Source organism: Novosphingobium lindaniclasticum LE124 (assembly GCF_000445125.1).
In the GTDB taxonomy this organism is placed as follows: Bacteria; Pseudomonadota; Alphaproteobacteria; order Sphingomonadales; family Sphingomonadaceae; genus Novosphingobium; species Novosphingobium lindaniclasticum.
On the sequence record NZ_ATHL01000123.1, the window covers coordinates 53,161 to 66,858 of the forward strand.

The following is a 13,698-nucleotide window of genomic DNA, read 5'->3' on the forward strand; positions in this document are numbered from 1 at the left end:
GGGATGGGTCCTCTTTCGGGCCTCAGCCCTTTCGTGCCACCGCCGCCAGGCCCTTCGTCAGTTGCAGCAGCCCGTTCAGGCGGCTCTTGGGATCGCCCCAGGCGCGGGCCAGCACCAGCTTGTTGTCCGGTCGCAGCTTGACCGTTCCCTGAAGACGCTCGGCATATGCGATGAGACCGGCGGGGTTCGGGAAGCTGTCGTTGTGGAAGCTGACCAGGGTGCCGCGCGGCCCCACATCGATCTTGGCGATGTGCGCCGCGATCGCCTGGCGCTTGATCTGGATGAGCTGGACGAGATTGGCCGTTGCCGGGGGCAGCGGGCCGAACCGGTCGATCATCTCGGCCGAGAGCGATTCGATCTCGTCCTTGCTGTCGGCATCGTTGAGGCGGCGATAGAGGGCCATGCGCACGGCCAGATCGGGAACGTATTCCTCCGGGATCATGATCGGCGCATCGACGGTGATCTGCGGGCTGAGGCGCGAGGTGTCCTTCTCCAGCCCGACGCCGCCCGCGCGGGCTTCGAGGATCGCGTCCTCCAGCATCGACTGGTAGAGTTCGAAGCCGACCTCGCGGATATGGCCGGACTGTTCGTCGCCCAGCAGGTTGCCCGCGCCGCGAATGTCGAGGTCATGGCTGGCAAGCTGGAAGCCCGCGCCCAGCGAATCGAGGTCGCTCAAGACCTTGAGGCGCTTTTCGGCGACTTCGGAAAGGGCGCGTCCGGCAGGCGTCGTCAGGTAGGCATAGGCTCGCAGTTTCGAGCGGCCCACGCGCCCACGCAGCTGATAGAGCTGGGCCAGGCCGAAGCGATCGGCGCGGTGGATGATGATCGTGTTGGCACGCGGAATGTCGATTCCGCTTTCGACGATCGTGGTGGAGAGCAGTACCTCGTACTTGCCCTCGTAGAAGGCGCTCATGCGTTCTTCCACTTCGCCCGCGCTCATCTGGCCGTGGGCGGAAATGACCTTCACTTCGGGAACGCTCTTGGCGAGCCATTCCTCGACTTCGGCCATGTCCGAGATGCGGGGAACGACGATGAAGCTCTGACCGCCGCGATGGTGCTCGCGCAGCAGCGCCTCGCGCATCACCATCTCGTCCCATTCCATCACATACGTACGCACCGCAAGGCGATCGACCGGCGGGGTCTGGATGGTCGAGAGTTCGCGCAGGCCCGACATCGCCATCTGCAGCGTGCGCGGGATCGGCGTGGCGGTGAGGGTGAGGACGTGGACGTCGGTGCGCAGCTGCTTGAGGCGCTCCTTGTGATTAACGCCGAAGCGCTGCTCCTCGTCGACGATGACCAGGCCGAGGCGCTTGAAATTGACCGTCTTCGAGAGGATCGCGTGGGTGCCGCAGACCACGTCCATGGTGCCTGCGGTCAGCCCCTCGCGGGTCGCCTTGGCTTCCTTCTCGGGCACGAGGCGCGAAAGACGACCGACTTCCAGCGGGAAGCCGTTGAAGCGTTCCGCGAAGCTCGAATAATGCTGGCGCGCGAGCAGGGTGGTCGGCGCGACGACGGCGACCTGCTGGCCGGCCATGGCGGCGACGAAGGCGGCGCGCAGGGCCACTTCGGTCTTGCCGAAGCCGACGTCGCCGCAGACGAGGCGATCCATCGGCTTGCCCTCGGCAAGGTCGCCCAGCACGTCATTGATGGCGTGCTCCTGGTCCTCGGTTTCCTGCCAGGGGAACCGGTCCACGAACTGGTCGTAGGAGGACTTTTCAGGCAGCAGTGCAGGGGCGACGCGCAGGGCGCGCGCGGCGGCGGTCTTCATCAGTTCGCCCGCGATCTCGCGGATGCGTTCCTTCAGCCTGGCGCGGCGCTTCTGCCAGGCCTCGCCGCCCAGCTTGTCGAGCGCGACACCTTCCGCTTCGCTTCCGTAGCGCGAGAGAACGTCGAGATTTTCGACCGGGATGTAGAGCTTGTCGCCGCCCGCATAAGTCAGCATCACGCAGTCGTGGGGCGACTTGCCGACCGGGATCGACTGGAGCCCTTCGTAGCGACCGATGCCGTGGTCCATGTGGACGATCAGGTCGCCCGGCGTCAGCGCCGCCAGTTCGGCGAGGAAGGCGTCGGAGTCCTTCTTCTTTTTCTTCCGGCGGACCAGACGGTCGCCCAGGATGTCCTGCTCGGTGACGACTTCGACCGATTCGTTGGTGAAGCCGGTTTCCAGCGGCAGCACCAGCGCGGCGGAGCGGCCCTGAACGGCAAGGCCGAGCGCTTCCTGCCAAGTGTCCGCCAGCTTGGGTTCCGGCCCCTGTGCTTCGCCGAGGATCGAGACGAGGCGAGCCCGGCTGCCGGTCGAGTAGGCGGCGAGGATCGCCTTGCGACCCGATTTCGCCACGGCGTGAAGATGCTTGGCGGCAGCCTCGTAAGCATTGTCGCCGCGCGCGCGTTCGGGGGTGAAGTCGCGGGCATTGCCGAAGCCGAAATCGATGACCGTCTTCGATTCGGGCTGTGCGAAGGGATCGGCGCGGTGGACCGGGAAGCCGGAAACGGCCTGCTCGAATTCCTCGCGTCCCAGATAGAGTGCGTCGGTGGCGAGCGGGCGATAGGATCCCGCCTTCTGGCCCGAGGTTTCCAGGCGGGCCTTGTGATAGTCCGCGATGTCGGTGAAGCGCTCGTCCGTGGCGCCGAGCGCGGAGCTGTCGATCACCAGCAGGTCGTCGTCCGAAAGGTGGTCGAACAGGGTGACCAGCCGGTCCTCGAACAGCGGCAGCCAGTGCTCCATGCCCGCGAGGCGGCGGCCGTCGCTGACCGCCTGGTAGAGCGGGTCCGCCGTGGCATTGGCGCCGAACATCTCCCGGTAGCGGGTGCGGAAGCGCTTGACGCTGTCGTCGTCGATCAGCGCTTCGCTGGCCGGGAGCAGCAGGTGCTCCGGCACCGAACCGGTGGTGCGCTGGGTGCCGGTATCGAACAGGCGCAGGGTTTCCAGTTCGTCCCCGAAGAAGTCGAGGCGCAGCCCGCCTTCCAGACCCGACGGGACGATATCGAAGATCGAGCCGCGCACCGCGAACTCGCCCGCGTCGATCGCGGTATCGCTGCGCTGGTAACCCTGACGGCGCAGCAGGGCGATCAGGCTCTCGTGGCCGATCTCGGTATTCGGCTTCAGCAGGCGCACCGATTCGCGGATGCGGAACGGCGTGAGCACGCGCTGGAGCACGGCATTGGCAGTGGTGACCAGAAGCTGCGGGCCGCTGCGCTTCTGCTGGAGCCGGTGCAGGGCGGCGAGGCGGCGCGCGCTGACCGAAAGGGCCGGGCTGGCACGGTCGTAGGGCAAGCAGTCCCAGGCGGGGAATTCGACGACATCCAGTTCCGGGGCGAAGAACTGCGCGGCCTCGGCCACGGCGCGCATGGCGCTTTCGTTGTCGGCGATGAAGACCGCCCGGCCTCCCGCGGCCGTACCAGCGGCGGCACGGGCCAGGTCGGCCATGACCAACGGCTGCGCGCCGCGCGTTACCGAAGCAAGGGTAAGGGGCGCAGTCGCCGCGAGAATGCGTTGTATGTCTGCCATGCCGGCGTCAGGTCAGCCCCTAATGGATCGAAGGTGTTTAGTCGAAGGTGGTCGATCGAAAGATCATCGCGGGATCTCGACGTAATCGAGCTTCATCATGCGGTCCATCATCGGCCCGCGATATTCCTCGGGGATGCTCAGGGTGCCGAGCGCCCAGGCCATGATATCGACATCCTCCTCGTCGATCATCCTTTCGAAGAGATCGAGGTCGGCGTCGGTCCATTCGCTGTGGAAGCGGTCGAAGAAGCAGCCGATCATGTAATCGGCCTCACGCGTGCCGCGATGCCAGGCGCGGAACTTGAGACGGGCGAGCCGCTCCTGCCTCTGGGGTGAAAGTTCGGTCATGCCCGCGCCGTTACGATACGGCGCGGGCATGGGCAAGTTCGGGTTGGTTACGGCTGGAACACCTTGATGATCTCTTCGCTGCGACGCCCGGTCATCGTCTTGGGAACTTCGGTGAGCAGGGCGCTCTTCAGTTCCTTGTGATAATGGCGCCGCATCTCGCCTAGCGAGCGCGGATCTGCGACGATCACGAGCCGGTCGATCTCGCGGTCGAGCACCTGCTGGTTGAGCCAACCCGCCACGGCGGCGGCATGGGCGCTTTCGTCCAGCGAGTCGTTGCTGCCGTCGCCCGTGCGAGCCTGATGGCGCGAGACGGCATCGTCGCGGCGGCGGAAGCCGGCGCTGAAGTTGGTGGCCTCAAGGTCGGGGGTGTCCAGCGCGGTGAGTTTCGGCGCGGCTTCGCGTCCCGCGTTGCGATAGAGTTCGAAGTTTTCACCGTCGACGATCGCAAACACGGTTCCGTGCGGAAGAAGCATGCATTTCTCCTATGCTGGTGAGGGGGACACCGAGCCAACGTGGCTGTCCGCAGATCCGTTCCCCAACGGTCTGGCGAACGGAGCCGTTCTCGCGCTAAGAGGCCCGGCATGCGGCCCGAAGCTCTGAATTGCCTGTTCACCGAGACCGATTCCCTGGATGGCGTGGGCCCCAAGCTCAAGCGCCCGCTGGAGAAACTCGGGCTGACCCGCATCCGGGATCTGCTCTATCATCTGCCGGACCGCTTCGTGGAGCGGCGCGCCGTCACCAATCTGGACGATGCCAGCGTGGGCGAGAACGTGATCGTCCAGCTTGTCGTGCGCGAGCATCGCTCCCCGGCAGGGCGCGGGCCGTTCCGGGTGATCGCCGAGGATACCGCGGGCAATATTTGCACCATCACGTATTTCGGCCGCGCGTCTTATACGGCGAGGAAGCAGCTGCCGGTGGGCGAAACGCGCTGGGTGGCCGGGCGGCTCGACCAGTATGGCCAGATGCTCCAGATGGTGCATCCCGAACACATCTCGGAAAGTAGCGCGGCACCTGTCGGCCAGCTTTGCGAGGCGGTCTATCCACTGTCCGAGGGGCTCACGCAAGGACGCGTGGCGGGGCTCGTGCAGCAGGCGCTCAAGGCCTTGCCGGAACTGGCCGAGTGGATCGAGCCGGGTCTTTACGACAAGATGAAGTGGCCGGTCTGGCACGAGGCCGTGCGCGAAGTCCATCGCGGCACTCATGCGCAGGCGCGCGACCGGCTGGCCTACGACGAACTCTTGGCCAATGCGCTGGCGCTGATGCTGGTGCGGGAAAGCAACCGCAAGCAGTCCGGCACGCCGCTGAAGGGCGACGGCGCGCTGCGCGCCAGGCTCAAGCTGCCGTTCGCGCTGACCGGGGCGCAGAAGCGTTCGATCGATGAGATCGAAGGCGATGTGGCGCAGAACGCGCCGATGCTGCGACTGCTCCAGGGTGACGTGGGGGCGGGCAAGACGGTGGTGGCGCTCAACGCCATGCTCATCGCCGTGGAGGCGGGGGCGCAGGCGGCCTTGCTGGCACCGACCGAGATCCTTGCCCGCCAGCATTACGAGACGCTGGCGCGGATGCTCCAGGGCACCGGCGTGGAGATCGCGCTGCTGACCGGGCGCGACAAGGGCAAAGCGCGCGAGGCGATCCTGATCGGGCTGGTCGGCGGCTCCATCGACATCGTGGTGGGAACCCACGCGATCTTCCAGGACACGGTGTCCTACCGCAATCTGGCACTGGTCGTGATCGACGAGCAGCACCGCTTCGGCGTCGGCCAGCGTCTGATGCTGGCGCGCAAGGGCCGCCGCACGCCGCACACCCTGGCGATGACCGCCACGCCGATCCCGCGCACGCTGACGCTGGCGCAGTATGGCGAGATGGAAGTCTCCAAGCTCGACGAACTGCCGCCGGGGCGCCAGGCGATCGATACGCGCGTGGTTTCGGTGGAGCGCATGGCCGACGTGGTGGAGGGCATCGCGCGCCATATCGAAACGGGCCAGCAGGCCTATTGGGTCTGCCCGATGGTCAGCGAAAGCGAGAACGACGATCTTGCCGCCGCCGAGGCGCGCTATGCGACGCTGAGGGAGCGTTTCGGGGATCGGGTGGTGCTCGTCCACGGCCAGCTCAGGCCAGAGGCGAAGGACGCGGGCATGGAACGCTTTTCCAGCGGCGAGGCTGCGGTGCTGGTGGCGACCACGGTGATCGAGGTGGGCGTCGACGTGCCGAATGCCACGCTCATGGTGATCGAGCAGGCCGAGCGTTTCGGTTTGGCCCAGCTGCACCAGCTGCGCGGGCGCGTGGGACGCGGCAGCGAGAAATCGACCTGCCTCCTGCTGCGCGGCCAGCAGCTCAGCGAAACCGCCCGCCAGCGCCTCGCCCTGATGCGGGAAACGCAGGACGGTTTCCGTCTGGCCGAAGAAGACCTGCAACTGCGAGGCGGCGGCGAACTGCTGGGCACGCGCCAGTCGGGCGACACCCCGTTCCGCATCGCCAGCCTGGAACAGATCACCAAGCTCCTGCCGCTCGCCCACGACGATGCCCGCCTGCTGATCGAGCGCGACGGCGGCCTCGCCGGTCCGCGCGGCGAGGCGGCGCGCCTGCTGCTCTATCTGTTCGAACGCGACTGGGGCGTGCAGCTGCTCCGTGGGGGGTAATCTGACGTCCGGTCTTCAGCACCCCGTCGGCGTAATCCTTCCTGCGTAAGTCGGGGAAAGCGGAAAGTTCAACTCCGCCAGCAGCGCCGCATCGGCGTGACAGTATGTTGCCGCAGCCACGAAAGAGCGGATCGGCGTGAAACCGAAGGTCTCGCGATCCTTCACCAGCGCGAAGGACTGGATGCGCGTGGGCGCGGCCGGATAAGGCGACGCGCCCACCTCTCGGCTGGCGATCAATATATAGAGTGTCGGCCTGCCGTGATAATCGCCGCGCGCGAAACGGACCGAACGGATCATGTCGTCCCCTACATCCGGTGCATCGATGATCTGTTCACGGCCTTCCAGCGGGATGGCGGCGTCGCCCACTTTCACAAGAAAGACGTGCTGCCCGCGTACTTTGTTGTTCTGGCGCCAGAGCTGCGCGATCGAGCCCTCCTCTGCGGTTCCAGCGATGTTGGGCAGGACGTTGATCCCCGGCATCAGGGTGATCGGTGTGAGCGCCGCCGAGGAGGCCGCTGCCGCTGGACCCGATGCAGATGCCGGGAACGATGAAGTGAGCCCGGCAAGGGCGAGGCAAACCGGCAGGAGCCGCAATGGCAAGTGTCGCATCGTCATTCCCGGCGACTTCGCATCCCTCGTCGATGTTCTGCCCGAGTGCCGGGGAAGCGACAAGAGCACTGGCCGAAAGGGGTAAGCGGGATGGACGAACCTGCCGATTCGACCGTCCGGGGCGGCGTTCGGCATCGATCGGCGAGGCTTGCAGCGGTCCCGCGATCGTCCGGCGACAAATTGTGGCTTATGAAAGGCCCTGTTTTTTCTGGGAACTTCCTTGTTTTCGGGCGCTCAAAGTCCCGTGACGAGCACCTTCGACCCGTCGCCGCCAACAAAAATCAGATTGGGCTCTTGCCACCCCCGAAGTCGCCCTATATAGGCGCGCTCCTGCCCAGGGCGCTCCTCGGAACGCCCACCCGGTCGGGGAATAGCTCAGCCTGGTAGAGCACTGTCTTCGGGAGGCAGGGGCCGGAGGTTCGAATCCTCTTTCCCCGACCATTTTCACCCTCGGGTGAGGCATAGAAACCCAGCGGAAACGCTGGGTTTTTTGCTGTCCGGGGTTCGCTTCGCATTCTCTCATGGACAGGGGCTCAAGGTTCGTTTGAACCTTGCCCGCGATGGGCTAGGCTCCGGCCATGACCGACATTCTCACTGCCGATTCCGCTGCCCCGACCACTGCCCGCCATTGGGAGTGGCAATACCTCGACCTCATGCGCCGCATCTGGGAAGAGGGCGACGAGCGGGTCGACCGCACCGGCGTCGGTACGCGCTCGGTGTTCGGGGCGACGATCCGCTTCGACCTGGCGGGCGGCGCGATGCCGCTGCTCACCACCAAGCGCGTCTACTGGAAGACGGCCACCCGCGAACTGCTCTGGTTTCTGACCGGCGATACCAACATTCGTTCGCTCTGCACGCAAGGAGTCGAGATCTGGACGGACTGGCCGCTCGACCGTTATCGCCGAGACAACGGCGAGGCGATCGAGCGCGCCGAATTCTCGCGCCGGATCGTCGAGGACGCGGCCTTTGCGGATCGATGGGGCGATCTCGGCCCGGTCTACGGCAAGCAGTGGGTGGACTGGCCGGTCTATGAAGAGGCAGGCGAGGGGCTCTATCGCAAGCGCGCAGCCGGGGTGAACCAGGTGGCGCAAGTGATCGAGAGCCTGAAGAACAATCCGGGCAGCCGCCGCCACATCATCGAGGGCTGGAATGTCGCCGAACTCGATTCGATGGCGCTGCCGCCTTGCCACAAGAGCTACCAGTTCCATGTCGCCGATGGCCGTCTCTCCTGCGCGCTCTATCAGCGCAGCTGCGACCTCGGGCTTGGGTTCGCCTTCAACATGTGGTCACTGGCCCTGCTGACGCGGATGTTCGCCCAGCAATGCGATCTCGAGCCCGGCGAGGCGGTTTGGATGGGCGGCGATGTCCATCTCTATCTCAACCATGCCGCTCTCGTCGAAGAGCAGCTTTCCCGTCGCCCGGAAGGTGAAGCCCGGCTTGTGATCGCGCGCCGGCCCGATTCGATCTTCGACTATCGCATCGAGGATTTCGGGGTCACCGGATATGCGCCGCAAGCGCATATTGCCGCGCCTGTCGCGGTGTAACGCGAAAAATTGCGCGCACCATGGATTGACATTACATTTGGTAGAAATAATGTGACTTAACCGTGGAATATTGAAACGTGTCAGGTTGTCCCTTTTCCTGACCCGGTTCGGCTTCGCACGGCCCGGAAAGGCGGGAGAGGATAACCAGAATGGCCGAAGGCCCGGTTCGCACAGGCAAGTTACGTGGCAATCTGCCGCAGCTCGAACTCTATGTTCCCGAGCCGAGATATCGGCCGGGCGATACGGTAGATTATACTCACCTGGAAATCCCCGAACCGGGCCTTCTGGCCCGGCCGGACGAGGCCTGCGAAGCCAGCGAGACCTGGCCGCTGACGCTCGACATGATCCGCGTTCTCGGTGACGACGATCGCGCCGTCGGCCCGTGGAATCCCGGCCTCGATCCCGAGACCCTGCGCCGCATGCTGGCGACCATGGCGCTCACCCGCGCGTTCGACGATCGCATGTATCGCGGTCAGCGGCAGGGCAAGACCAGTTTCTACATGAAGTCCACCGGCGAGGAGGCGATTTCGATCGCCTGCGCCCACGCGCTCGCGGCGGACGACATGGTGTTCCCCAGCTATCGCCAGCAGGGCGTGCTGATCGCCCGCGGCTATCCGCTGGTGGAGATGGTCAACCAGATCTACTCGAACCGCGCGGATCCCCTGAAGGGCCGCCAGTTGCCGATCATGTATTCGGCCAAGGACTACGGCTTCTTCTCGATCTCGGGCAACCTCGCCACCCAGTTCCCGCAGGCGGTGGGCTGGGCGATGGCAAGCGCGATCAAGGGCGATACTCGCATCGCCACCAGCTTCGTGGGCGAAGGCTCCAGCGCCGAGGGCGATTTCCACGCAGCGATGACTTTCGCGGCGGTCTACAACGCCCCGGTGGTGCTCAACGTGGTCAACAACCAGTGGGCGATCTCCAGCTTCTCGGGCTTTGCCGGGGCCGAGCGCACGACCTTCGCGGCGCGCGCGGCGGGCTATGGCATCGCCGGGCTGCGGGTTGACGGCAACGACATCCTCGCGGTCTATGCCGCAATGGAGTGGGCCGCCAACCGCGCCCGTGCGGGCAAGGGCCCCACCCTGATCGAGCACTTCACCTATCGCGCCGAAGGGCACTCTACCTCCGACGATCCCAGCGCCTACCGCTCCGCGCGCGAGGCTGAGGATTGGCCGCTCGGCGATCCGATCATGCGCCTCAAGAAGCACCTGGTCGCGCTCGGCGAATGGTCGGAGGAGCAGCACGAGGCGATGGACCGTGACCTCGCCGAGCAGGTCAAGGCGGCCACCAAGGAAGCCGAGAAGAACGGCATTCTCGGACACGGCCTTCACCACCCGTTCCACACGATGTTCGAGGACGTGTTCGAGGAACTGCCCTGGCATCTCCAGGAGCAGGCCGAGCAGGCGATCCGCGAGCGACAGACGAAATGGCCGGAGTGGAAGGAGTGAGGACCATGATCGAGGAAAATCCCGTCAGCCTTCACGATGCGCCAAGCCGTCCGATGAACATGATCGAGGCGATCAACGACGCCCTCGACATCATGATGGCGCGCGATCCTGACGTCGTGATCATGGGCGAGGACGTCGGCTATTTCGGCGGCGTGTTCCGCGCGACGGCGGGGCTTCAGAAGAAGTTCGGCAAGAATCGCGTGTTCGATACGCCGATCAACGAATGCGGCATCATCGGCGCCGCGGTGGGCATGGCCGCCTATGGCCTGCGCCCGGTGCCCGAGATCCAGTTCGCGGACTATATCTATCCCGGCCTCGACCAGCTCGTCTCGGAAGCGGCGCGGCTGCGCTATCGCTCGGCCGGGGAATTCGTCGCGCCGATCACGGTGCGCTCGCCTTTCGGGGGCGGCATCTTCGGCGGCCAGACCCACAGCCAGAGCCCGGAGGCGCTGTTCACCCACGTTGCCGGACTGAAGACGGTGATCCCGGCGACGCCTCATGATGCCAAGGGCCTGTTGATCGCAGCGATCGAGGACAACGATCCGGTCATCTTCTTCGAGCCGAAGCGCATCTACAACGGGCCGTTCGACGGCTATTACGACCGTCCCTCGCGCCCCTGGAAAGGGTTGCCCGGAAGCCAGGTGCCGGAGGGCTATTACAAGGTGCCGCTCGGCAAGGCCCGCGTGGTCCGCGAGGGCGCGGCGCTGACGGTCGTGACATACGGCACCATGGTCCATGTCGCCGAAGCCGTGCTTGCCGAGAAGGGCGTGGATGCAGAGATCATCGACCTTCGCAGTCTGGTTCCTCTCGATATCGACACTGTGGAAAAGTCAGTGGAGAAGACGGGCAAATGCCTGGTGATTCACGAGGCGACCCGCACGTCCGGCTTCGGCGCCGAGCTGGTCACGCTCGTCCAGGAGCGCTGCTTCTATCATCTCGAAGCGCCGGTGGAGCGTGTGACGGGTTTCGACACGCCTTATCCGCACAGCCTCGAATGGGCTTATTTTCCCGGTCCCGTCCGCATTGGCGAGGCGGTCGATCGGCTCATGAAGGATTGATCCGATGGGTCGTTTCACATTCCGCCTGCCGGACATCGGCGAAGGCATCGCAGAGGCCGAGATCGTCGCGTGGCACGTCAAGGTCGGGGACAAGGTCGAGGAAGACGGCCGCCTGGCCGACATGATGACCGACAAGGCGACGGTCGAAATGGAGAGCCCGGTTTCGGGCGTGATCGTCGAAGTGGCGGGCGAGACCGGCGACGTGATCGCCATCGGCTCGCCGCTGGTGGTGATCGAGGTTGAAGGCGCGGGCAACGCGGTCGATCGTGCGCCTGCGCCTGCGCCTGCGCCGAAGGCGGAAGTGGTGGAACAGCGGATCGCCGCGGAAACGCCCGATGCGGAGGATGTGGAGCGTGTCGAGCAGGCGGTGACGCCGTCTTCCGAACCGAAGCCCGCACCTGCACCGGCGCCGGAACCCTCTCCGCCTCCCGCTGCAACCGGCGCCAAGGCACCGCAGCCGCGTGCCGCCACGCACTCGAAAGTCATGGCTAGCCCGGCGGTACGCAAGCGCGCGGCCGATCTCGGCATCGACCTGTCGGAAGTGCGTCCGGCCGAAGAGGGGCGCCTGCGCCATTCCGATCTGGACGCCTTCCTGTCCTACAACGCCTCGGGCGGCTTCCAGCCTGCCGGGCGCAAGGGGCAGGACGAGCAGGTCCGCGTGATCGGCTTGCGCCGCCGCATTGCCGAGAACATGGCCGCATCCAAGCGCCAGATCCCGCATTTCGCCTATGTCGAGGAATTCGACGTGACCGCGCTGGAGGAAACCCGCGCGCAGCTCAATGCGGGGAGGGGAGCCGATATGGACGGGCGTCCCAAGCTGACGATGCTGCCGTTCCTGATCACCGCGATCTGCAAATTGCTGCCGAAGTACCCGATGCTCAACGCCCATTACGACGATGAGGCGGGCGTAGTGACGCGCTACGGCTCCGTCCATCTGGGCATGGCGGCGCAGACCCCGGCCGGGCTGATGGTTCCGGTGATTCGCAACGCGCAGGACCGCAACCTTTGGCAACTCGCTACCGAGATCGGCCGTCTGGCCCAGGCCGCGCGCGACGGATCGGCGAAGTCTTCGGAGCTTTCCGGCTCGACGATCACCGTCACTTCGCTCGGGCCGATGGGCGGCGTGGCGACCACTCCGGTCATCAACCGTCCTGAAGTGGCGATCATTGGTCCGAACCGGATCGTCGAACGGCCGATGTTCGTGAAGGGCGCCGACGGGGTGGAGCGCATCGAGAAGCGCAAGATCATGAATATCTCGATGTCCTGCGACCACCGCGTGGTAGATGGTTGGGATGCCGCCAGTTTCGCGCAGGACCTCAAGAAGCTGATCGAGGCACCGGCGCTCATTCTGGCAGGCTAGGCTTACAGGGGCAGCGGCTATGAGCAGGGATCCGCGTGTCGATGCGTACATCGCTCAATCTGCGGAGCCCCTGCGCCCCCTGCTCGAACACTTGCGAGAGGTCGCACACCGGGCGCTCCCGGAAGCTCAGGAAGCCATCAAGTGGAGCGTCCCCCACTTTACGGTACGGGGCAGGAACGTCGCTGGGATGAGCGCATTCAAGGCGCATTGCGCTCTCGGTATCCACGGCGATGCGAAGTCCCGCCACTTCATCCGCGTCACTTCCCTTGCGGATATGCCGCCTGAAGCCGAGCTGACGGCATTGCTGTGCAACGCGGTGCAGCGCATCGTTGACGGCCGCTCACCACCCGTTGCACGGGCGGAACGAGCGCCGCGCCCCGAAATCCCGATGCCTGACGAATTCGCCGCCGTGCTCGCGAGGTCGCCGAAGGCGCAGGCGGCGTTCGAGCGATTCGCGCCCTCGCACAGGCGCGACTATCTCGAATGGATCACCGGTGCGAAGACGGCGACGACGCGTGACAAGCGCATGGCACAAGCAGCCGAATGGATCGCCGAGGGCAGGACACGCAACTGGAAATATGAGAGGCCGCGTAAGTCGTCCTGACGTTCCCAAAGGCGACTACTTTGCGAGGGGCAGGGCTCTGCATCGGGACTGACTGATCCGCCTCCGCCCCCTCGTCATTCTCCGCCCCTCTCGTCATTGCCCTTGTCATTTGCGCGGGATGGCTGACTACCATCGCGAAATGGAATTTTGTTCCGCATTCGCTCCCGATGCACCCAGCGGGGAATGCGCTTTCCAGTCATCGAGAACGGTGAAAGCGCCCCTAAATTGCCCCGCTGGCAAAACTGTCCACAGGCTAGTCGCGGTCCGATCGTAAAAATCTTCGCGGCGCGGGAATAGTGCGTTGACAGGCACCCGGTGCTGACATAGAGGGCGGCCTCCCAAGCGGACGCAACCGCAAGAACGCGGGTGTAGCTCAGTTGGTTAGAGTGCCGGCCTGTCACGCCGGAGGTCGCGGGTTCGAGCCCCGTCACTCGCGCCACTTGGGAAAGATGCTGGTAATCCAGCGACTTGAGGTAGTCTGAAAACCTCACATACATTGCTGCGCGGGTGTAGCTCAGTTGGTTAGAGTGCCGGCCTGTCACGCCGGAGGTCGCGGGTTCGAGCCCCGTCACTCGCGCCACTT

General features: G+C 65.3%; 10 protein-coding genes and 3 tRNA genes. 9 read left to right on the forward strand and 4 right to left on the reverse strand.

Translation table 11 applies throughout. The annotated features are described in order from the left end of the window. Positions 1-22: 22 nt before the first annotated feature. The 3 genes from mfd to L284_RS42055 all read right to left on the reverse strand — a co-directional run bounded on the left by mfd (position 23) and on the right by L284_RS42055 (position 4,326). On the reverse strand, positions 23-3,508 hold the full coding sequence (gene mfd, locus L284_RS42045; RefSeq protein ID WP_031342873.1) for a transcription-repair coupling factor: 3,486 nt from the start codon (positions 3,506-3,508) through the stop codon (positions 23-25). 63 nt (positions 3,509-3,571) lie between these two features. Further along, on the reverse strand, positions 3,572-3,853 hold the full coding sequence (locus L284_RS42050) for an FAD assembly factor SdhE (protein ID WP_021235420.1): 282 nt from the start codon (positions 3,851-3,853) through the stop codon (positions 3,572-3,574). Positions 3,854-3,900: 47 nt separating this feature from the next. After that, complete coding sequence (locus L284_RS42055; RefSeq protein ID WP_021235421.1) at positions 3,901-4,326, reverse strand: host attachment protein; 426 nt, start codon at positions 4,324-4,326, stop codon at positions 3,901-3,903. A gap of 108 nt (positions 4,327-4,434) precedes the next feature. Here L284_RS42055 and recG point away from each other — a divergent pair, with 108 nt between their 5' ends. After that, the gene (gene recG, locus L284_RS42060; protein ID WP_021235422.1) at positions 4,435-6,492 is read left to right on the forward strand and encodes an ATP-dependent DNA helicase RecG; all 2,058 of its coding nucleotides are present in this window, start codon (positions 4,435-4,437) and stop codon (positions 6,490-6,492) included. Positions 6,493-6,507: 15 nt separating this feature from the next. On the opposite strand, the gene L284_RS42065 is transcribed toward recG, so the two are convergent. Then, entirely contained in the window at positions 6,508-7,101 is a 594-nt protein-coding gene (locus tag L284_RS42065) for a hypothetical protein (RefSeq protein WP_152524737.1), read from the reverse strand. Positions 7,102-7,465: 364 nt separating this feature from the next. On the opposite strand from L284_RS42065, the gene L284_RS42070 reads away from it, so the two are divergent. The 8 genes from L284_RS42070 (at position 7,466) to L284_RS42105 (ending at position 13,695) form a co-directional block, all read left to right on the forward strand. After that, positions 7,466-7,542 (forward strand) — tRNA-Pro (locus L284_RS42070). Positions 7,543-7,679: 137 nt separating this feature from the next. Further along, complete coding sequence (thyA, locus tag L284_RS42075) at positions 7,680-8,645, forward strand: thymidylate synthase (RefSeq protein WP_021235424.1); 966 nt, start codon at positions 7,680-7,682, stop codon at positions 8,643-8,645. A gap of 149 nt (positions 8,646-8,794) precedes the next feature. After that, on the forward strand, positions 8,795-10,093 hold the full coding sequence (locus tag L284_RS42080) for a thiamine pyrophosphate-dependent enzyme (protein WP_021235425.1): 1,299 nt from the start codon (positions 8,795-8,797) through the stop codon (positions 10,091-10,093). A 5-nt stretch (positions 10,094-10,098) separates the two neighbouring features. Next, positions 10,099-11,151, forward strand: coding sequence for an alpha-ketoacid dehydrogenase subunit beta (locus L284_RS42085; RefSeq protein WP_031342874.1), 1,053 nt, complete (start codon positions 10,099-10,101; stop codon positions 11,149-11,151). A gap of 4 nt (positions 11,152-11,155) precedes the next feature. Then, positions 11,156-12,511, forward strand: a complete 1,356-nt coding sequence (locus tag L284_RS42090) for a dihydrolipoamide acetyltransferase family protein (RefSeq protein ID WP_021235427.1) — start codon at positions 11,156-11,158, stop codon at positions 12,509-12,511. A gap of 19 nt (positions 12,512-12,530) precedes the next feature. Continuing rightward, positions 12,531-13,115, forward strand: coding sequence for a YdeI/OmpD-associated family protein (locus tag L284_RS42095; RefSeq protein WP_021235428.1), 585 nt, complete (start codon positions 12,531-12,533; stop codon positions 13,113-13,115). Between the two features lie 362 nt (positions 13,116-13,477). Continuing rightward, positions 13,478-13,554, forward strand: a tRNA-Asp gene (locus tag L284_RS42100). 64 nt (positions 13,555-13,618) lie between these two features. After that, positions 13,619-13,695: transfer RNA gene (locus tag L284_RS42105), tRNA-Asp, on the forward strand. The last annotated feature ends 3 nt before the right edge of the window (positions 13,696-13,698 follow it).